Origin of the sequence: Citrobacter gillenii (assembly GCF_013337685.1) — a bacterium.
In the GTDB taxonomy this organism is placed as follows: Bacteria; Pseudomonadota; Gammaproteobacteria; order Enterobacterales; family Enterobacteriaceae; genus Citrobacter; species Citrobacter gillenii.
The window spans coordinates 485436-505878 of record NZ_SUQN01000003.1 but is presented as its reverse complement, the minus strand read 5'-3'; the positions used below and the strand labels follow the sequence as shown (position 1 = coordinate 505878).

Here is a 20443-nt window from a genome sequence, read left to right as displayed (position 1 = left end):
ACGGACACTCATTTGGATTATTGCTGACGTAATTGCAGATCCAGCGGCGTTTTACTGGGCTCTCCGCCAATTTCACGCGCCAGTTTGGGGACCATATAGCCAGACACCAGCGTCAACAGTTCTCGCATGATTTGACGCGCTTCATCGTCGCTGACCATAAAGTGTGCGGCCCCTTGCACCTTATCCAGCACGTGCAGGTAATAGGGCATCACGCCGGCATCAAATAGCGCGTTGCTAAGATTCGCCAGCGTCTGGGCGTTATCGTTCACGCCGCGCAATAACACGCTTTGGTTGAGCAGTGTGACGCCAATCCGACGCAGTTTTGCCATCGCCTGACGAAATGTCTCATCAATTTCGTTGGCGTGGTTAATGTGATTCACCAGCAGAACTTGCAGAGAAGAGTGAGCAAAACGCTCGACCAATCCGTCGGTAATTCGCGCCGGGATGACAATCGGCAAACGGCTGTGAATACGCAGGCGCTTAATATGTGGGATGGCTTCCAGTTGCGTGAGCAACCAGTCCAGTTCGTGGTCTTTGGCCATTAACGGATCGCCGCCGGAGAAGATAATCTCATCCAGCTCCGGGTGCGCCGCGATGTAATCTAACGCAATCTGCCAGTTACGCTTATTCCCCTGGTTATCGGCATAAGGGAAATGGCGACGGAAGCAGTAGCGACAGTTGACCGCGCATCCGCCTTTTACCAGCAGCAACGCCCGATTACGATACTTATGTAGTAATCCCGGCACGACGCTGTGCTGTTCTTCCAGCGGGTCGGTCGAGAATCCTGGCGCGGCGACAAATTCATCTTGGGAGGTGAGTACCTGGCGCAGCAGCGGATCGTTGGGGTTGCCTTTTTCCATCCGCGCGATAAACGATCGCGGGACGCGCAGGGCAAAAAGACGTTTTGCCTCACGACCTGCGAGCATATTTTCATCAGCGTCTATATTCAAAAGACGTAATAGTTCATCCGGATCGGTGAGAACATCGGCAAGTTGTACTAACCAATCTTCTCTGGATGGGGTGTTTAGGGTTACAATATGCGCCATTTTGTGGCTAAGCTACCAGTTAACAATTTCAGAGGGCCTTATGGCGACTTACTATAGCAACGATTTTCGTGCCGGTCTTAAAATCATGATGGACGGCGAACCTTATGCGGTTGAAGCCAGTGAATTCGTTAAACCGGGTAAAGGCCAGGCTTTCGCGCGCGTTAAGCTGCGCCGCCTGCTGACCGGTACTCGTGTAGAGAAAACCTTCAAATCCACCGACTCCGCTGAAGGCGCAGACGTTGTAGATATGAACCTGACTTACCTGTACAACGACGGTGAGTTCTATCATTTCATGAACAACTCCACTTTCGAACAGCTGGCTGCTGACGCGAAAGCGGTAGGCGATAGCGCTAAATGGCTGTTGGATCAGGCTGAGTGCATCGTGACCCTGTGGAATGGTCAGCCTATCTCCGTGACCCCACCGAACTTTGTTGAGCTGGAAATCGTTGAAACTGACCCGGGTCTGAAAGGTGACACCGCGGGTACGGGTGGCAAACCAGCGACGCTGTCCACCGGCGCAGTTGTTAAAGTTCCGCTGTTCGTACAGATCGGCGAAGTGATCAAAGTGGATACGCGTTCAGGCGAATACGTTTCCCGCGTTAAGTAATACATCCTATTTGATCGATGGCGCAGGCTGCTGCGCCATACTTTTCCAGGGCAGGAATGATGAAACGTCTTCTCGGTCTTGTAATGCTTATCCTGTTCACCAGCACACTCCTGACGGGCTGTAATACCGCACGTGGCTTCGGTGAAGACATCAAACATCTTGGTAATTCAATCTCTCACGCGGCCAGTTGAGCCTGTCATATTGTCTTAAAAATCTGCGTTTTTCCGTCATCCTTCCGGATCTTGTCTATCATTAAGTAGCTATACACAAACAATATTGGCTAGAAAAGGAAGACGTTATGGTTAAAAAGACAATTGCAGCGCTCTTTTCTGTGTTGGTTCTTTCTTCAGTGTTGACTGCGTGTAATACAACAAAAGGTGTTGGGCAGGATATTTCTGAAGGCGGTAGCGCAATCTCTGGTGCAGCGACAAAAGCTCAGCAATAATCATGAACGGTACGACGCTCTGTCGTACCGTTAATTCATTTTCCCCGGTAGCGACAGAAACGGTGAAAAGCGGTTTCCTAAATGCAGCTTGATGCGAATGTTGCGTTTATAGGTGTAAACCGTCTTGCCATGAATGCCGAGGGCCGAGGCTATCGCAGTGTTACTCACGCCATCCATCCACATCGACAGTACTTTCTCTTCCTGCGGCGTAAGCAGCGGTGTCGCGTTTTTAGTGGTCTTTAGCGCAGGACGAACGCAGAGAGCATCCTGAATACTGTCTGACAACTCAGAGAGCGTAGTGCGTTTGGATAATACCGAATGGACGGCGTATTGCGGGTTGTGAGCGGGTACAGGCTTTCTGTCTCCTGATTGCAGTAAAATCAGGGGGATCAGACCACAGCTCATAAAAAAAGGCGCAATCGGCGGACTGGCATGTACATCGCTGAGAAAACCATATAAATCTGCAATCACCAGATGCGGTTTCCACTGCGAAATATGTTCTTTTGCCAGTAAGAGGTTATTGATTCCTGATACCAGAAACGACGAATTAAACCTACCAGAATGATTAAGCAAGGCCTCGACCCCTGTACGGGTAAAGTGGCACCGGTCAATCACTAAAATTTTATGCATAAACTTTTCGCATTCAGAAGTGGGAAAAACGGCTTCCTGACTTCAGAAAGCCATTTATCATAGATAAGACCAATGGCAGCCAAATGCGTGAACTACGCTGCTATTTGTGCTCAATTCTTGCTTTAAGCAGGCAATGGATAAAAATGTTGAAATTCATTTTCTTTCGGGCAAAAATGCTTTTTCATACTTCAGCGTTGTAGGACGACCTGCAAACGCTTCTCTCACCGGGGACGGCCCCATTGTTATTCTGGAGCCTGATATGTCTTGGATCGTTTTATTGATTGCTGGCCTGCTTGAAGTCGTATGGGCAATTGGCCTGAAATATACCCACGGTTTTACCCGTCTGACGCCGAGCATTATTACCATTGTGGCCATGATCGTCAGTATCGCCATGCTTTCCTGGGCGATGCGAACGTTGCCCGTTGGAACAGCTTATGCGGTCTGGACCGGTATTGGTGCGGTAGGGGCGGCCATTACCGGTATCCTGCTGCTGGGGGAATCCGCCAGTCCGGCACGTTTGCTGAGTCTGGGTCTGATTGTCGCCGGAATTATTGGTCTGAAGCTCAGTACCCACTAAGCGCCAGGCTGTTTTACCCAAATTAGCTTGTTCACTTCAAACCCTTCCCGGGCCGCGACTGCCAGCATTTGCTGTTTCATCTCGTCTGAAATAGTGGGGGTACGTGAGAGGATCCACAGGTAGTCGCGATCCGGGCCACAAACCAGCGCGTGGCGATACTCCCGATCGAGAGCAATCACGTTATACCCACCGTAGAATGGACCGAAGAACGACACCTTCAGCGCCGCTCGCGTAGGATCACCAGTGAAATAAGCCTTGCCTTCCGTTTTTTGCCACATGCTTCTGTCGGGGTTGTAGCCTTTGTTGATGACGTTGATACCCCCGTCATCGCGTAAGCTGTAGGTTGCAGTGACCTTTTCCAGTCCTCGTTCGAAGCGATGATCGAAGCGCGCGATTTCGTACCAGGTTCCGAGATAGCGTTTAGCGTCAAAGTTATTGACAACGGTCACGCCTGCAGGCGGCGTAGGGGAGCTGCAAGCGACAACCAGAAATGCAGCCGTAACGGCAGCAACTACAGGCAGCAAGCGCATAGGATTTTCCTTTTAAGGTTTTTCCTAAGTGTAGAACCTGGCGGGGAATTAAGGGAAGAGAGAGCGAAAAAACGCCCTCTTACCGGATGATAAGAGGGCGGAGCGATTAGATGGTCAGAATACCAATCGCCGTTACAACGGTCAGGATCGCAGCCAGACCGTAGAATACCCACTTGCCAGCCGGCACGTGGATTTTCAGGTCATGCATCGCGTGGTGCATACGGTGTAAACCACACCACAGCGGCAGAACGATCATCAGGAACAGGAACGCACGTCCGATGAAGCTCTGAGCAAATGCCAGTACGCGTTCATAGCTGAAAGCATCAGGAACAAAGCCCAGCGGCAGCATAATGCCTACCAACAGGATCATCACCGGCGCAATGATAGCGCTCCACATACCGCCTGCACCAAACAGGCCCCAGAATACGGGTTCGTCAGAGCGTTTTGGATTTGGATTAATCATTCCGGACTCCTTACCAGAACAGGGCAACAAACAGTATTACTACTGTCGCAACCACAGTAACTGCCCAGAGACCTTTGATGATCGGCTCTGGCCCCATTTTTTCGTCTTTTACGATGATGTTGGCAGCTTTTGGCGCCAGCTCAAACCAGGTTTTGGTATGCAGCAGCGCTGCAGCCAGGGCGATAATATTAAGAATTACCACCACCGGGTTTTGTAAAAAGGCGACAAAACCCATCCAGGACTCTGCACCATGCTTGAGTGCAAACAGGCCGATAATCAGTTCAATGCTGAACCAGACTGCCGGAACTGCCGTGCCTTCACGCAGCATGTAAAAACGATAAAATGGCAGTTTTTTCCACCAAGTGGACGTCATTGGCCGCACATAGGCTTTGCGTTTAGTCGTCATCGTGCACTCCTTAGCGTGGTTTCAGGGTAGCGATAAGAAAGTCTTTTGAACTTTCAACTTTACCCTGCTGAATGGCCGCAGCCGGATCGACGTGTTTCGGGCAGACTTCGGAGCAGTAGCCCACGAAAGTACAGGACCAGACGCCGTTCGGGCTGTTCAACTGAGCCATACGCTCCTTCTTACCGTGGTCGCGGCTATCTTCGTTATAACGATGCGCCAGGGTGATTGCAGCCGGTCCAATGAACTCTGGGTTCAGGCCGAACTGCGGGCACGCGGCATAGCACAGACCACAGTTGATGCAACCGGAGAACTGATGATACTTCGCCATTTGCGCCGGAGTCTGGGTGTTTGGACCCTGATCCGGAGTACGCGGGTTACCAATGATGTACGGCTTGATCGCTTCCAGGCTTTCGATAAAGTGCGTCATATCGACGACCAGATCGCGTTCGATCGGGAAGTTGCCCAGCGCTTCAACCTTCATACCGTTGGTGTATTCACGCAGGAAGGTTTTGCACGCCAGTTTAGGCACGTTGTTGACCATCATGCCGCAGGAGCCGCAAATTGCCATACGGCAGGACCAGCGGTAGCTCAGGTCCGGTGCCAGGTTATCTTTGATGTAACCCAACGCATCCAGTAGAGATGTGGTTTCATCATAAGGAACTTCATAGAAAGCACTGTGCGGCGCGGTATCGGTTTCCGGGTTATAGCGCACCACCTCAACTTTCAGGTTTTTCATCTCAGCCATTCGCCTTCTCCTTCTTATCGGCTGCTTCCGCTTCGCCACCGTACATACGTTTAGCTGGCGGCAGAGTGGTGATTTTCACGTCGCTGTATTCCAGGCGAGTTGTGCCGTCAGCATCACGGAAGGCGAGAGTGTGTTTGAGGAAGTTAACGTCATCACGCTCGGTGCAGCCTTCATCCAGACGCTGGTGCGCGCCGCGGGATTCTTTACGTGCCAGCGCAGAGTGCGCCATACATTCAGCAACGTTCAGACCATGACCCAGTTCGATGGTGTACAGCAAGTCGGTGTTGAAGACGCTGGAGGTATCGGTGATACGTACGCGCTTGAAACGTTCCTGCAGTTCGGCCAGTTTATCAACGGTTTTCTGCATGAGTTCCGGCGTACGGTAGATACCGCAACCTTCTTCCATGGACAGACCCATTTCGTCGCGGATTTTGGACCAGTTTTCGTTACCTTCCTGGTTCACCAGATCTTTCAGACGTTTTTCAACGCCAGCAACCTGTGCGTCGAGTGCGGCACCGTTTGCTGCGCCTACCGTTGCAGCGCGTTCTGCTGCACGTTCACCCGCCATGCGGCCAAAGACCACCAGTTCTGCCAGAGAGTTAGAACCCAGACGGTTAGCGCCATGCAGACCAACAGAGGAACATTCACCAACGGCGAACAGACCTTTAATGCGGGTTTCACAGTGCTGATCGGTTTCAATACCGCCCATGGTGTAGTGCGCGGTCGGACGTACCGGGATCGGTTCTTTAACCGGATCGACACCCACGTAGGCTTTCGCCAGTTCGCAGATGAACGGTAAGCGCTCGAGCAGTTTTTTCTCACCGAGGTGACGCAGGTCGAGGTAAACCACATCGCCACGTGGTGTGGAAATGGTGTTGCCTTTACGCCATTCGTGCCAGAAGGCCTGAGAAACTTTGTCGCGCGGACCCAGTTCCATGTATTTGTTCTTCGGCTCGCCCAGTGGGGTTTCCGGACCCATGCCGTAGTCCTGCAGATAGCGATAGCCATCTTTGTTGACCAGAATACCGCCTTCACCGCGGCAGCCTTCGGTCATCAGGATACCGGAGCCTGGCAGACCAGTCGGGTGATACTGAACGAATTCCATATCACGCAGCGGAACGCCGTGGCTCAGTGCCATGCCCATACCGTCGCCGGTAACGATGCCGCCGTTGGTGTTGTAACGGTACACACGGCCAGCGCCGCCTGTTGCCATGACAACCGCATTAGCACGGATTTGCATCAGCGTGCCTTCCATCATGTTCATCGCAACCAGGCCGCGAGCCTGACCGTCATCAACCAGGATGTCCAGGACGAAGTGTTCGTCGAAGCGCTGAATTTGCGGGAACTGCAAAGACGTTTGGAACAGCGTATGCAGCATGTGGAAGCCGGTCTTATCCGCGGCAAACCAGGTGCGCTCAATTTTCATACCGCCGAAGCGACGTACGTTGACGCTACCGTCTTCACGACGGCTCCATGGGCAACCCCATTGTTCCAGTTGCGTCATTTCAGTTGGGCAGTGGTGGACAAAGTAATCCACGACATCCTGCTCACACAGCCAGTCTCCGCCAGCTACCGTATCGTGAAAATGGTAGTCAAAGCTGTCATGATCCTGCGCGACAGCAGCAGAGCCGCCTTCGGCAGCAACGGTATGGCTGCGCATTGGGTACACTTTTGAGATCAGTGCGATTTTAGCGTTGGGATTTGCTTGTGCGGCAGCAATTGCAGCACGTAATCCCGCGCCACCGGCGCCTATAATGGCAAGATCGGCTTGAAAGGTTTGCACGACATTCCTCCAGATTGTTGTTATTTCATCCCCGCCCGTAATCAGATGCTTCATCTGAGTCAAACGGGTTATGAACGCGTTTCCACTGCTCCTTTATAGGTACAATAGTATAGTCTCAGGGAGGAGCGGGAAATTTGACGTGTTCGATTTTTTTAGCGTATCACAGGGGGGAATTATCATTGATTTTGATTAATTTAATTACTAAACCACCCAATGTTGCTTTTTTTATCAACTTGTCCGTGTTTGTTATTCCCTCCCGAAATTTGTCTCGCTAACGCGTTACGAGTAGACTTCGTGCCCTTGTCTTAAATCGGAGAAACAACCATGAGCGAAACGGCAACCTGGCAGCCGAGCGCGTCCATCCCCAATCTGTTAAAACGTGCAGCAATTATAGCGGAAATCCGCCGCTTTTTTGCCGACCGTGGCGTGCTTGAGGTTGAGACACCTTGTATGAGTCAGGCGACGGTTACGGATATTCATCTGTTCCCGTTCGAAACGCGTTTCGTTGGCCCGGGTCATTCTCAGGGCATGAACCTCTATTTAATGACCAGCCCGGAATACCATATGAAACGCCTGCTGGTGGCAGGGTGTGGTCCGGTCTACCAACTGTGTCGCAGTTTCCGTAACGAAGAGATGGGGCGTCACCATAACCCCGAGTTCACCATGCTCGAGTGGTACCGTCCTCATTACGACATGTACCGTCTGATGAATGAAGTGGATGATTTGCTCCAGCAAGTGCTGGACTGCTCTCCGGCGGAAAGCCTCTCTTATCAGCAAGCCTTCCAGCGTCATCTTGAAATCGACCCGCTGTCAGCGGATAAAACACAGTTGCGCGAAGCGGCGGCTAAGCTGGATCTCAGCAATATCGCGGACACCGAAGAAGACCGGGATACCTTGCTGCAACTGCTGTTTGCGATGGGCGTCGAACCGCACATTGGCAAAGATAAACCGACGTTTGTATATCATTTCCCGGCCAGCCAGGCGTCGTTGGCGCAAATCAGTACTGAAGACCACCGCGTGGCCGAACGTTTTGAGGTGTACTACAAAGGTATTGAGCTGGCGAATGGTTTCCATGAGTTGACCGATGCGCGCGAGCAGCAGCAACGCTTCGAACAGGATAACCGCAAACGTGCCGCCCGTGGCTTACCGCAACAGCCTATCGATAACAATCTGCTTGAAGCGCTAAAAGTTGGGATGCCGGATTGCTCAGGCGTGGCGCTGGGCGTCGACCGTCTGGTTATGCTGGCACTGGGGGCCGATAGCCTCGCTGATGTTATCGCCTTTACCGTCGATCGTGCGTAATTCACGTCTCCGCATTGCAAAGTGGCGCATAGTCGCCACTTTGTAGCATCTTTTTTCATTTCCCCTCTAATAGCCACAATTTAACTCTGGAATTTTGTTAGCATTCAGGTATCAATCCTGTGTTGATTTTCTTATTGCTGATCTCTGCAAGGGGGCAGTATTCACCGGTGAGTGGTGTTTGATAAACACTCTCCAGAGTAAGGGATAGTTTAATGACCCAAACAATAAAAAAGATGAGCCTGACTGGTCTCATCCTGATGATATTTACGTCTGTTTTTGGATTTGCTAATAGCCCCTCGGCTTTCTATTTAATGGGATACAGTGCCATTCCATGGTATGTATTTTCTGCATTATTATTCTTTATCCCATTTGCCTTAATGATGGCTGAAATGGGGTCTGCCTATCGGAAAGAAGAGGGTGGGATCTATTCGTGGATGAATAATAGCGTCGGACCTCGTTATGCGTTTATCGGCACCTTTATGTGGTTCTCTTCCTACGTTATCTGGATGGTGAGCACCGCGGCGAAAGTCTGGGTGCCTTTTTCCACCTTTATATTCGGCGCGGATATGACGCAGACCTGGCGTATCGCCGGGTTTGAGCCCACGCAGGTCGTCGGACTGCTTGCTGTTGGCTGGATGGTGTTGGTGACTGGCGTAGCGTCACGGGGTATTAATAAGATTGCTCGCATTACGGCGGTTGGCGGAATTGCCGTCATGTGTCTTAATTTAGTTCTGTTGTTAGTGAGTATCGCTATTTTGTTATTAACCGGTGGCCACTTTGCACAGGATATTAATTTTGTCTCTTCACCGAATCCGGGATATCAGTCCGGTCTGGCCATGCTGTCATTTGTGGTGTTTGCTATTTTTGCCTATGGCGGAATAGAAGCCGTGGGTGGACTGGTTGATAAAACAGAGAAACCTGAAAAGAACTTCGCGAAAGGCATTGTCTTCGCGGCGATTGTCATTTCAGTGGGTTATTCGCTGGCCATCTTTTTATGGGGCGTGAGTACCAACTGGCAGGATGTATTAAGTAATAGTTCAGTGAACTTGGGTAATATTACTTATATCCTGATGAAGAGTTTGGGGATGACTCTGGGCCATGCGCTGCATCTTTCACCTGAGGCGGCTATCACTACAGGCGTCTGGTTTGCGCGTATTACCGGCCTGTCTATGTTCCTTGCTTATACCGGGGCATTCTTCACGCTCAGCTACTCGCCGCTGAAAGCGATTATTCAGGGGACGCCAAAAGCACTGTGGCCTGCACCGATGACCAGACTGAACGCTATGGGGATGCCGACGACGGCGATGTGGATGCAGTGTCTGCTGGTGAGCCTGTTTATTCTTCTGGTGTCGTTTGGCGGCGATACGGCCTCAGCGTTCTATAACAAGCTGACGCTGATGGCGAACGTCTCGATGACGCTGCCGTATCTGTTCCTCGCGCTGGCGTTCCCTTTCTTTAAATCTCGCGTCGGTCTGGAAAGACCGTTTGTGATATTTAAAACCCGAGCCGCAACGCTACTGGCAACGAGTGTCGTGGTGCTGGTGGTGACGTTCGCCAACGTGTTCACCATTATCCAGCCGGTGATTGAAGCTGGCGACTGGAACAGTGCACTGTGGATGACCGGCGGGCCGATTTTCTTCTCGTTGTTAGCCATGGCGATTTACCAGAACTACAGCCGTCGTATAGCCAATGAGCCTGAATGGGCGGTTGAATAAACGACCTGCCTAATCCGGCCTACTAAAGAAGCATCTTCGTAGGCCGGATTAGGCGAAGCCGCCATCAGGCACCACTCACGTTTACAAGCTTCCCGCCGGGCGCTTACCTCTGCCCGCAGAACTTAACGTTCTCCCCGTTTGCTTTCCGCTGAGGCTCTCCAGACGCATCTGGAACGGTGGGAATGGCATATCAATACCGTGCTCACGGAAGCCCGCCAGAATCAGCTGGTGGATCTCGTGGCGCAATGGCATACGGTGTCCCATCTCTGCGGCATAGATACGCAGCTCAAAGATCTGAATCCCCTGCTGAAGGTCAACCAGGAAGACTTCCGGCGCCGGTGTGTCGATAACCAGTGAGCAGCGCTGGGCGGCAGTGAGCAGGATTTGCGTGACCTCCTCGCTGTTGGCTTCTGACGGTGCAGGAATGGTCAATACCACACGAGTCACTGAGTCGGATAACGACCAGTTGATAAACTGCTCGGTGATAAACGCCTTGTTGGGCACGATGATCTCTTTACGATCCCAGTCGCTGATGGTGGTCGCGCGGGTGTTAATCTTGGTCACGCTGCCGGTGAGGTCGCGAATGGTCACCGTGTCGCCAATACGAATTGGTTTTTCAAACAGGATGATCAGGCCGGATATAAAGTTGGCGAAGATCTCTTGTAAACCAAAGCCCAAACCAACACCGAGAGCAGCAACCAGCCACTGCAGTTTCGACCACTCAATACCAATCATTGAGAAGCCCACCAGGCCACCAATTAGCATCAGTAGATACTTGGTTATAGTGGTGATGGCGTAACCGGTACCTGGTGTTAAATCCAGGTGCTGCAACAGCGCCAGTTCCAGCAGTGCAGGCAGGTTACGCACCAGCTGGGTGGTGATGATAAACACCAGAATGGCAATAAGCACTGCGCCCAGCGTAATCGGCTCTAAGCTTTCTACGCCCTGCACCGTGGACGTCACATCCCATAGTGAGATATTTTCCAGGAAGCCGAATGCGGAATGAATTTCTGACCACAGCACGATGACTGAAAGCAGGGCGATGAGCATCAGGATAGACCGCACCAGGCGCAGCGACTGCGCGCTTATCGCGTCCAGATCGACTTCGCTTTCATCGATATCTATCGCTCCTTCCAGGCTGGTGGAGTGCGCGGGTTCTTCTTCACCACGTGCACGCTGCGCCAGCATTTCTGCGCGTCGGTGTTTGGCGCGGTCAAAAGCCAGACGACGGCGCTGGATAAGCATCCAGCGGCGGATGACGTGATAAACCACCAGCAACAAGAACCAGATAGCAACAGACGTCTCCAGGCGGGCCAGTAGCGCCTGTGCTGTGGCCAGGTAACCTACCGCGGCCGCAAGAATGGCAACTAACGGGGCACCCATTAGCATATTCCACAGCATGCTGTTGACCATGTTGTCGCCGTTGCCCTCTTTGTCGAGGTACAGCGGGATCCCGGCGCGTTTGAGGCTCAGAGTGACGATGGCCAGTGCGCCACAAATCAACATAAAGCACAGGCGTCCTAATGAAGCGGAGAATTCCCGGTCATTGAGATTATCAAACATGATCACCGCCATGATCAGCGGAACAATCAGTCCGATGCTCATCAGGTAATAGTGCATAGCTTTAGCGACGCGGTTGCGCGGCCAGCCAAAGTGCGCGATGAACAGACCATTCGGCCGCGCAAAGGTAGCGCAAATCATCACCGCCCACAGCATAGGCACCGTGGCGGTCACACCATCGCCGATGGCGACGGCCAGCGGATAGGGCCAGGCTTCCTGCAGGCCGTAACCCAGCGTCGCCCACAGCACCGGCAGCGGCGAGGCAACGAGAATTGACCAGAATACCGTTCGTATCGTCAGCCAGAAGTGATCCTGGGTGACTTTACCGACCCGCGCAGACGATCGCTCAAGAAAGCGGGTGAAGTGCTTACGCGAATAGAGGCTAAACCCTACCAGCACCAGCGCGGCGAACAACGGCAGCAGCGTGGCCTTACTGGTGAGCATCATGACGCTGGCTTTACCAAGCTGATTAAACGTATCTAATGAGATTAGACGACGCAGATCCTGAACCAAATCGACCGGCCAGGAGAGTGAAATCGGGCTGACGTCAGAGGTCCAGAACAGATAGCGGTGCGTGGCTTCGTTAACCTCTTTCAGCGCATCTTCCAACTGACTATTGGAGACTTTCAGCTTGGTTAACTCGAGTATCAGCGTATCGCCGCCCTGTAGCAGGGAATTCAACAGCTCACGCTGGGTACGCAGTTGGGCATTGAGAATACGGGTCTGCTCTGCGGTAAGCGGCTGTCCATCCGCTTGATGGATCTGGCGTAGCTGCGGCTGTTTGTTGAGGAGGTCTTCATAGCGCATGCGATGTACGCGCAGCTGCGCCATTTCGGTATCGAGCTGTTGCGGCTTAGGCATTTCAGGTAGACGGGAAACCTGCGCGCGAAGAGCTTCGCCCAGCATATTCGACGCCCCCAGCCACTGTGACTGCTCGCGCAGCGTGTTCAATGCCTGACGTACCTGCAACGTTTGACCGGTGGCCTGACGCTGCTGAGACGCCACCAGGTCCATACGTTGTGCCTGTTGGTTTAACGCCTGTGACAGTTCGCGGTTGACCTTAAACTGATCGACAATGCCTTCCGGCAGTCCTGCACTGTTTTCTGCCAGCAGTTCGGTGCTTTCCAACGCCCGCTCCGCTTCACGCTGCCGCTGGCTATTGAGCTGATTTCGTAATGCCTGCAGGTAAGCGTCGAGCTGCTGGCTCTGTTTTTCGGCCAGTTCGGAGCGCATACGCGCCAGTTCCTGACGATTGTTGGCGGAAAGTTGTGCCAGCTCCAGCTCATCGACCAGCGCTTTGAGTCTGGCGGATTCAGCTTGCAACGACTGATTGAGCGGCGTATTGCCGCTGGCTGCGCCAAGGCGTCGTTCAATTTCATTTAATTGACGGCGAGCATCGGTTTGCTGTTGAGGGAGCTGGTTTAATGAATCGGCGATTTCGCGGGCGCGATCCTGCTCCTGCTGGGCCTGACGGCTTTTTTCCAGCAACTGGCTGCTGACCTGCAGGATCTCCTGGTTTAAGGCGTCAGCCGAGAGGTCCGTGGGGATGCTGCGAGGTTCATCGCGCAGGTTGCTAAGCTGCGCGCGTAGCGTCGCGGACAGCTTGGGGAAGTTATCAATAACCTGCTGATACTGTTCGGCGCGCTCGAGAGAGCCTTTACGCTCTTCAAGGGCATTCAGCGCGGACTGGAGCGCCTCGACGGCTTCTGGCTGAGCGGGTTTTGCCGCTTTGGCCTGCTCCAGTTCCTGGGTGATTTGTTTGGTATCGGGGGCCGTCGCAGCGTACGCCCCCTGGCTGAGGCACCAGGCCATCAGAAAAGTGATAATCAGGCGCACAGCAGCGATTCCTATGTTTAACTTTCGTCTTTTTTGTCGTCAACCAGCGGGCTGGCAGCGTGTTCTGCTTCGATCTCGTCTTGCGCAAGCGGGGCGGGTTCGGCCTCTGGCGTCACGAACGTTTCGGTAGAGATTGCCATCGGTTGACCGATTTTGGTGACCGAAAGATCCTGCAACTGCTCGACCAGATTAACTTTGCCTGGCGCAAACAGGTTGATGACGGTTGAACCAAGCTTAAAGCGGCCCATTTCCTGGCCTTTCAGCAACGCCACTGAACCTTCACTTTCACCTTCAGGCCATGTCCAGCGCTTAATTACGCCTTCACGCGGTGGCGTGATGGTGCCAGCCCAGACAGTTTCGATGCTACCGACGATGGTTGCACCGACCAGAATTTGCACCATCGGGCCAAATTCAGTGTCAAACAGGCAAATAACACGTTCGTTACGCGCAAAAAGGTTGGGCACGTTTTGCGCGGTCAGAATGTTGACCGAGAAAAGATCGCCGGGCACGTACAGCATTTCCCGCAGAATACCGTTACACGGCATATGTACGCGGTGGTAATCACGCGGTGAGAGGTACGTCGTGACAAACGTTCCGTTACGGAACTTGTCCGCCATCTGGTAGTTACCTGCCAGCAGTGCTTCAAGGCTGTAGCTGTGCCCTTTGGCCTGCAACAGTTTGTCTTCTTCGATGTTCCCCAACTGGTTAATCACGCCGTCAGCTGGCATAACCAGAACATTCGGGTCGGTATTAATTGGGCGGGCATCGTCACGCAGTGGGCGCACGAAGAAGTCGTTAAAGGTGCGATAGCTGGCGGTATCCGGCTTCTGCGCCTCTGTCATATCGACCTTGTAATATTTCACGAACAGATCGATAACCAGTTTAGTTAGCCATCCTGCTCGTTTGCTTGCACCCCAACCCGCCAGGCGAGTGAGCCATAGTTTCGGCAGAATGTATTGTAGCGAAAGCTTAAATGAATTTAACAAGGTAGCCTCCAGGCCATAATTTGTTCCCGATCCGGCATGCGGGCCGGATCCTGAAAAAAGGGGGACGATTCTAGCGATGCTTAGCTTAGTTGTCAGTTGTCCGTATCAGAAAAGTTTTTACGCGTTTTTACCTGCGCCATGCTTTCAAGGATGCGGTGATAATTCTCAAACCGAGTTTCGGCGATAGCCCCTTTCTCTACTGCTTCACGGATAGCGCAGCCTGGATCCGTATCATGCTTACAGTCGCGGTATTTGCAATGACCTAAGAAGTCATGGAATTCGACAAACCCGTGGGTGATTTGTTCCGGCTCAAGATGCCACAACCCAAACTCACGTACGCCGGGGGAGTCAATGACGTCACCGCCGTGCGGGAAGTGGTACAAGCGAGAGGCCGTGGTGGTGTGTTGCCCAAGACCGGAGTTATCGGAGACATCGTTGGTCAGGATCTCTTTCTGCAGGCCGAGCAGGTTGTTGAGCAGGCTGGATTTGCCCACGCCTGATTGACCAGCAAAAATGCTGATGCGATCGGTCAGCGCTTCCTCAAGCGGCTGCAGGCCGTCTTTTTTATGGCTGGAGACCATCAACACGCGATAGCCAATATTGCGATAGATATCCATCTGCTCATTCACGAAGACCATGCCTTCATCGTCGAGCAGATCGATTTTGTTGAGTACGATAATGGGCTCAACCTGCAACGTTTCGCAGGCAACCAGATATCGGTCGATAATATTGAGTGACAGCTCGGGTAAGATGGCTGAGACAATGACGATTTGGTCGATGTTGGCCGCAATGGGTTTTACACCGTCATAAAAGTCCGGACGCGTTAGCACCGAGGTACGTTCATGTACCGCTTCAACGATCCCTTTAACGTTCACGCCTTCGGCTGCGGCCTTACCTGGACGCCAGACTACACGATCGCCGGTTACCAGCGAACGAATTGTGCGACGGATGTTGCAACGGTGGACATCGCCGTCGGCAGACTCCACGTCGGCATGCATGCCAAAGCGGCTGATAACAATACCTTCAGCGGTCTCGCCAAACAGGTTGTCGTCGTAGTCGGGCTTCTCCGTGGACGTTTTAAGACGACGCTGGTGATTGGCGTTCACGCGGCGCTGTTGGCCTTTGGAGAGTTTATTTTTACTCAATCGTACTGACTCCTGGTCGCCCATGATGGGCAAAACATTTATGATACACGCAATTTTAGATGAATATAGTCACACTGAATGTGACGTCTGAAGGGTGGAAAATAGCATGAGTGGCAATGAAAACAACCTGATTTGGATCGATCTGGAGATGACAGGTCTGGATCCCGAGCGCGATCGCATTATTGAGATCGCGACGCTGGTGACTGACGCCAATCTGAATATTCTGGCTGAAGGACCGACGATTGCCGTCCACCAGTCCGACGCGCAGCTGGCGCTAATGGATGACTGGAACGTGCGTACGCATACCGGAAGTGGTCTGGTGGAGCGCGTGAAGGCGAGCACCATGGGCGATCGTGAAGCGGAGCTGGCGACGCTGGCATTTTTAAAAGAGTGGGTTCCGGCAGGGAAATCCCCGATTTGTGGCAACAGCATCGGCCAGGATCGTCGTTTCCTGTTCAAATACATGCCGGAACTGGAAGCGTATTTCCATTATCGCTATCTGGACGTTAGCACGTTGAAAGAGCTGGCCCGTCGCTGGAAGCCGGAGATCCTCGATGGCTTCACGAAGCAGGGGACACACCAGGCGATGGACGACATTCGTGAGTCCGTCGCTGAGCTGGCTTACTACCGTGAGCATTTTATTAAGCTTTGATTTTGTTCTCCGGTGGCTTGCGTCACCGGCTTTTTGACGCTAAATTGTCCAGCTTGATTGTAAAGTAATCACTTGAACGAGTTTTCAAAAAAATCGTATTCAAGGGGGTTGCAGCTAAACGAATTTCTCGTATAATGCGCCTCCCGTAACGACAGAGATTTACGCGTTACGACAGCAACAAAAGCAGTACAGATTTGCGGGAATAGCTCAGTTGGTAGAGCACGACCTTGCCAAGGTCGGGGTCGCGAGTTCGAGTCTCGTTTCCCGCTCCAAAATTTGAAAAGTGCTTTCTAAGCACAGACCACCAATCGCAGGATTTCGAATTGCGACAAGGCGGCAACTGAATGAATCCTTGGCAACTTACTTGAGTAAGTGACTAAGGTGAATGAAGGCAGCCAACGCAGTAGCGTTTCGAAAGACGAAGATTAAGCGGGAATAGCTCAGTTGGTAGAGCACGACCTTGCCAAGGTCGGGGTCGCGAGTTCGAGTCTCGTTTCCCGCTCCAAAATTTGAAAAGTATCGCAAGATACGCACCACCCAAGCGGGAATAGCTCAGTTGGTAGAGCACGACCTTGCCAAGGTCGGGGTCGCGAGTTCGAGTCTCGTTTCCCGCTCCAAATTCTTATCTCAATAAACATATCCACAACGAATAATCGCGTTGGGGCTGTTTTCTTTTGTCTTTGACATACTCTTGTAAACAGACTTATCCACAGGTAAGAGTAATATTCCTGGAATGCAAAAAACTTCGCTTGGTGAATAGTATCTTTATAACCATTTGAATTTAATGAGTTAATTATCATTTCAAATTGTTAATGTGATCACTTGACGATTTTTTCCTTCTTGAATATCAATGTGTTTTTATTTTTATGCACAAGCTGTGGATGACTTAAGCATCACGCGGCAGACCTTTTTCAATCACCCTGACCAGCCGCTGTTTCTTCGGTAACTGCACTTCAACCACGCAGGCATTTCTTTTCTCAATCTGCTGCGCAATCGCCCATTCTATGTGCTCGTCGAGAAGTGGGTGCTCACCTCTGCGATTTTCCAGCGCATTTATTACGGTTTCATCCCACGGGGCATTTCCCAGCGCGACGGCGATATTTCGCAACCAACGCAGGTGTCCGATGCGACGAATAGCCGAACCTTCCGTCACTTTTAAAAACCACGCTTCGCTCCAGCCAAACAGCTCAATCAGTTCCGGGGCATGCAGTTGTTTACGTGGGCTAAAGTCATCTTCTACAGTGAGCTGCGAATAGCGATTCCAGGGGCAAATGAGCTGGCAGTCATCGCAGCCATAGATTCGGTTGCCCAACAGTGGGCGAAACTCTTCCGGGATAGCGCCTTCTAGTTCGATCGTGAGATAGGAAATACAGCGGCGGGCATCAACGGTGTAGGGTTCAACGATGGCGCCCGTGGGGCAAATGGTCATACAGGCCACGCATTTGCCGCAGGCTTCTTCTACAGGCTGATCCACCGGAAGCGGTAAATCGATCAGCAGTTCACCAAGGAAGAAAAATGACCCGGCTTCACGGCTAAGAATTAGTGAGTGCTTACCAACCCAGCCAAGTCCGGCTTTTTCCGCCAGCGGACGCTCCAGAATGGGCGCAGAATCGACAAAAGGTCTAAAATTCAGCGAAACGCAATGCTGCTGGATCAACTCTCCCAGCTTTTTTAAACGGTTACGCAGCAGCTTATGGTAGTCACGGCCCAGTGCATAACGGCTGATGTAGCCTAGCGACGGATTTTTTAGCGTGCTGGCAAACGCGGCGTTGGCGGGGAGATAATTCATCCGTACGCTGATGACGCGTAAAGTTCCGGGTAATAACTCGTGGGGGCGGGCGCGCATCATACCGTGACGGGCCATCCAGTCCATTTCGCCATGGTATTGTTTATCCAGCCAGGCCTGCAGTTTGGGTTCGGCTTCGCTAAGGTCTGTATCGGCAATACCGACCTGCTGAAAGCCAAGTTCCAGCCCCCACTGCTTAATTTTTTGTGCTAACTGATTGAGATCGAGGGGCTCTGACATGACGGACCATACAATGAAGAAAAACCCCGCAAGTATACCACACTCCATCTGGCACGCCGATGACATCAAACGGATGGAACATGAGGCGGCAGACAGCCTTGGGCTGACGCTGTATGAGCTGATGCAACGTGCGGGAGAGGCGGCGTTCCAGGTTGCTCGCAATGCATATCCTGCCGCTCGGCACTGGCTGGTGCTCTGTGGCCACGGTAATAACGGCGGCGACGGCTATGTCGTGGCGAGACTTGCCAAAGCCGCGGGGATTCACGTCACGCTATTAGCGCAAGAAAGCGACAAACCGCTCCCACAGGAGGCAGAACATGCTCGTCATGCCTGGCTGAACGCAGGTGGCGTTATCCACGCCCCGGATATTATCTGGCCGCAAGAGGTGGATGTGATTATCGATGCGCTGCTCGGCACCGGCTTAAAACATGCACCTCGCGACCCACTGGCGACATTAATCAAACAGGCGAATGCGCATTCTGCTCCCACAGTGGCTATTGATATTCCTTCCGGTCTGCTGGCGCAGACGGGGGGAACGCCCGGAGCGGTGATTCATGCTACCCATACCGTTACCTTTATTGCATTGAAGCCCGGTCTGATCACGGGCAAAGCGCGTGATGTCACAGGGCGTATCCATTTTAACGCGCTCGGGCTGGATACCTGGCTGGCGGGGCAGGACGCGCCCATTCAGCGCGTTGATGCCTCACAGCTTAGATGCTGGCTGACACCACGCCGCGCAACATCGCACAAAGGTGACCATGGTCGACTGGCGATCATCGGGGGTGACTATGGCACAGCAGGTGCCATATGCATGGCCGGTGAAGCGGCGCTTCGCGCTGGTGCCGGATTGGTTAAGGTGCTCACGCGCAGTGAAAATATTGCACCGATCCTGACCGCCCGTCCGGAACTGATGGTCGATGAGTTGACGCCTCGCGCGGTGGAGGAAAGTCTGGTGTGGGCGGATGTCGTGGTCATCGGTCCCGGACTTGGGCAGCAAGAGTGGGGAAAAAAAACACTGCAAAAAGTTGAGAATTTTCGCAAACCGATGCTGTGGGATGCCGATGCGCTTAACCTGCTGGCAATCAATCCCGATAAACGTCACAATCGCGTGATCACGCCGCATCCGGGCGAGGCTGCGCGACTGTTGGGCTGCTCCATTACAGAAATTGAAGACGATCGCTTACTTTCTGCACAACGTCTGGTAAAACGGTACGGAGGTGTGGTGGTGCTGAAAGGCGCGGGTACGGTAGTGGCCTCGGAGCACAATGCATTAGCCATTATCGATGCCGGTAACGCAGGAATGGCCAGCGGCGGTATGGGTGATGTCCTTTCCGGAATCATTGGCGCATTGCTCGGACAGAAGCTTACCCCGTATGATGCTGCGTGTGCGGGATGTGTGGCGCACGGCGCGGCAGCGGATGTGCTGGCGGCGCGATTTGGTACGCGCGGCATGCTGGCGACAGATCTCTTTACCACGCTACAGCGTATTGTTAACCCTGATGTGATTGACGTTTATCATGATGAATAGAGTAATTCCGCTACCGGATGAACAGGCGACATTAGACCTGGGACTGCGGGTCGCGAAGGCCTGTGACGGCGCAACGGTTATTTATTTGTACGGCGATTTAGGCGCGGGTAAAACCACCTTCAGCCGGGGATTCCTGCAGGCGCTAGGTCATAAAGGCAATGTAAAAAGCCCCACCTATACGCTGGTCGAACCCTATTCGCTTGAAAATTTAATGGTATATCACTTCGATCTGTACCGACTTGCGGACCCCGAGGAGCTCGAATTTATGGGGATCCGTGATTATTTTGCCAATGATGCAATTTGCCTGGTGGAATGGCCACAACAAGGTAAAGGTGTGCTCCCGGACCCGGACGTCGAAATACACATCGAATACCAGGCGCAAGGTCGAGAGGCGCGCGTAAGTGCCGTCTCCTCATCGGGTAATTTATTGCTGGCGCGTTTAGCCGAATAACCTTAAAGGG

The 20443-nt window shown here is 52.6% G+C and carries 20 protein-coding genes and 3 tRNA genes; 12 read left to right on the top strand and 11 right to left on the bottom strand.

Annotated elements, in window-relative coordinates:
- Window positions 1-17: 17 nt before the first annotated feature.
- On the bottom strand, window positions 18-1046 hold the full coding sequence (gene epmB, locus FCH32_RS09690) for an EF-P beta-lysylation protein EpmB (RefSeq protein ID WP_096758606.1): 1029 nt from the start codon (window positions 1044-1046) through the stop codon (window positions 18-20).
- 40 nt (window positions 1047-1086) lie between these two features.
- Between epmB and efp the strand changes: the two genes are divergently transcribed.
- The 3 genes from efp (at window position 1087) to ecnB (ending at window position 2098) form a co-directional block, all read left to right on the top strand.
- On the top strand, window positions 1087-1653 hold the full coding sequence (gene efp / locus FCH32_RS09685; protein ID WP_096758605.1) for an elongation factor P: 567 nt from the start codon (window positions 1087-1089) through the stop codon (window positions 1651-1653).
- A gap of 56 nt (window positions 1654-1709) precedes the next feature.
- Window positions 1710-1844, top strand: a complete 135-nt coding sequence (gene ecnA / locus FCH32_RS09680) for a lipoprotein antitoxin entericidin A (RefSeq protein WP_043018154.1) — start codon at window positions 1710-1712, stop codon at window positions 1842-1844.
- A gap of 107 nt (window positions 1845-1951) precedes the next feature.
- Window positions 1952-2098 carry a lipoprotein toxin entericidin B gene (gene ecnB, locus FCH32_RS09675; protein ID WP_096758604.1) on the top strand — a complete coding sequence of 49 codons (147 nt, stop codon included), beginning with the start codon at window positions 1952-1954 and terminating at the stop codon, window positions 2096-2098.
- Window positions 2099-2128: 30 nt separating this feature from the next.
- Here the strand turns inward: ecnB and FCH32_RS09670 are convergent, their stop codons facing one another.
- Entirely contained in the window at window positions 2129-2728 is a 600-nt protein-coding gene (locus tag FCH32_RS09670; protein WP_174360810.1) for a helix-turn-helix domain-containing protein, read from the bottom strand.
- A 259-nt stretch (window positions 2729-2987) separates the two neighbouring features.
- Here FCH32_RS09670 and sugE point away from each other — a divergent pair, with 259 nt between their 5' ends.
- Window positions 2988-3305 carry a quaternary ammonium compound efflux SMR transporter SugE gene (gene sugE / locus FCH32_RS09665; RefSeq protein ID WP_016151397.1) on the top strand — a complete coding sequence of 106 codons (318 nt, stop codon included), beginning with the start codon at window positions 2988-2990 and terminating at the stop codon, window positions 3303-3305.
- Here the strand turns inward: sugE and FCH32_RS09660 are convergent.
- From FCH32_RS09660 to frdA, 5 genes are all read right to left on the bottom strand, one after another.
- Window positions 3302-3835, bottom strand: coding sequence for a lipocalin family protein (locus tag FCH32_RS09660; protein ID WP_115259631.1), 534 nt, complete (start codon window positions 3833-3835; stop codon window positions 3302-3304). The genes sugE and FCH32_RS09660 overlap by 4 nt on opposite strands.
- Before the next feature lie 106 nt (window positions 3836-3941).
- Entirely contained in the window at window positions 3942-4298 is a 357-nt protein-coding gene (frdD, locus tag FCH32_RS09655) for a fumarate reductase subunit FrdD (protein ID WP_003025535.1), read from the bottom strand.
- 10 nt (window positions 4299-4308) lie between these two features.
- A complete protein-coding gene (gene frdC, locus FCH32_RS09650; protein WP_003025537.1) occupies window positions 4309-4704 on the bottom strand; it encodes a fumarate reductase subunit FrdC in 396 nt (131 codons plus the stop codon).
- Window positions 4705-4714: 10 nt separating this feature from the next.
- Window positions 4715-5449 carry a fumarate reductase iron-sulfur protein gene (frdB, locus tag FCH32_RS09645; protein ID WP_096758601.1) on the bottom strand — a complete coding sequence of 245 codons (735 nt, stop codon included), beginning with the start codon at window positions 5447-5449 and terminating at the stop codon, window positions 4715-4717.
- Window positions 5442-7232 (bottom strand): fumarate reductase (quinol) flavoprotein subunit, encoded by a 1791-nt coding sequence (gene frdA / locus FCH32_RS09640; protein WP_117342443.1) that lies wholly within the window; start codon window positions 7230-7232, stop codon window positions 5442-5444. The genes frdB and frdA overlap by 8 nt, the downstream gene beginning before the upstream one ends.
- A gap of 324 nt (window positions 7233-7556) precedes the next feature.
- Between frdA and epmA the strand changes: the two genes are divergently transcribed.
- Both epmA and yjeM read left to right on the top strand, forming a co-directional pair.
- Window positions 7557-8534, top strand: coding sequence for an elongation factor P--(R)-beta-lysine ligase (epmA, locus tag FCH32_RS09635; RefSeq protein ID WP_096758600.1), 978 nt, complete (start codon window positions 7557-7559; stop codon window positions 8532-8534).
- A gap of 212 nt (window positions 8535-8746) precedes the next feature.
- On the top strand, window positions 8747-10249 hold the full coding sequence (yjeM, locus tag FCH32_RS09630) for a glutamate/gamma-aminobutyrate family transporter YjeM (RefSeq protein ID WP_135912694.1): 1503 nt from the start codon (window positions 8747-8749) through the stop codon (window positions 10247-10249).
- 81 nt (window positions 10250-10330) lie between these two features.
- Here yjeM and mscM read toward each other — a convergent pair whose 3' ends face one another.
- The 3 genes from mscM to rsgA form a co-directional block, all read right to left on the bottom strand.
- Window positions 10331-13645, bottom strand: coding sequence for a miniconductance mechanosensitive channel MscM (gene mscM, locus FCH32_RS09625; protein WP_096758598.1), 3315 nt, complete (start codon window positions 13643-13645; stop codon window positions 10331-10333).
- A 17-nt stretch (window positions 13646-13662) separates the two neighbouring features.
- Window positions 13663-14631: an archaetidylserine decarboxylase gene (gene asd, locus FCH32_RS09620; RefSeq protein WP_096758597.1), complete on the bottom strand. Its 969-nt coding sequence runs from the start codon at window positions 14629-14631 to the stop codon at window positions 13663-13665.
- Between the two features lie 92 nt (window positions 14632-14723).
- Entirely contained in the window at window positions 14724-15776 is a 1053-nt protein-coding gene (gene rsgA, locus FCH32_RS09615) for a small ribosomal subunit biogenesis GTPase RsgA (protein WP_170972982.1), read from the bottom strand.
- Window positions 15777-15882: 106 nt separating this feature from the next.
- Between rsgA and orn the strand changes: the two genes are divergently transcribed.
- The 4 genes from orn to FCH32_RS09595 all read left to right on the top strand — a co-directional run bounded on the left by orn (window position 15883) and on the right by FCH32_RS09595 (window position 17045).
- A complete protein-coding gene (gene orn, locus FCH32_RS09610; RefSeq protein ID WP_096758595.1) occupies window positions 15883-16428 on the top strand; it encodes an oligoribonuclease in 546 nt (181 codons plus the stop codon).
- Between the two features lie 196 nt (window positions 16429-16624).
- Window positions 16625-16700, top strand: a tRNA-Gly gene (locus FCH32_RS09605).
- 157 nt (window positions 16701-16857) lie between these two features.
- Window positions 16858-16933 (top strand) — tRNA-Gly (locus tag FCH32_RS09600).
- 36 nt (window positions 16934-16969) lie between these two features.
- Window positions 16970-17045 (top strand) — tRNA-Gly (locus FCH32_RS09595).
- Window positions 17046-17314: 269 nt separating this feature from the next.
- Here FCH32_RS09595 and queG read toward each other — a convergent pair.
- Window positions 17315-18454 (bottom strand): tRNA epoxyqueuosine(34) reductase QueG, encoded by a 1140-nt coding sequence (gene queG, locus FCH32_RS09590; RefSeq protein WP_115259624.1) that lies wholly within the window; start codon window positions 18452-18454, stop codon window positions 17315-17317.
- Here queG and nnr point away from each other — a divergent pair.
- Both nnr and tsaE read left to right on the top strand, forming a co-directional pair.
- Window positions 18453-19982: a bifunctional ADP-dependent NAD(P)H-hydrate dehydratase/NAD(P)H-hydrate epimerase gene (gene nnr, locus FCH32_RS09585; protein WP_174360809.1), complete on the top strand. Its 1530-nt coding sequence runs from the start codon at window positions 18453-18455 to the stop codon at window positions 19980-19982. The two genes, queG and nnr, sit on opposite strands and share 2 nt — an antisense overlap.
- Window positions 19972-20433: a tRNA (adenosine(37)-N6)-threonylcarbamoyltransferase complex ATPase subunit type 1 TsaE gene (tsaE, locus tag FCH32_RS09580; protein ID WP_096758592.1), complete on the top strand. Its 462-nt coding sequence runs from the start codon at window positions 19972-19974 to the stop codon at window positions 20431-20433. Before nnr ends, tsaE begins: the two co-directional genes overlap by 11 nt.
- Window positions 20434-20443 lie beyond the last annotated feature (10 nt).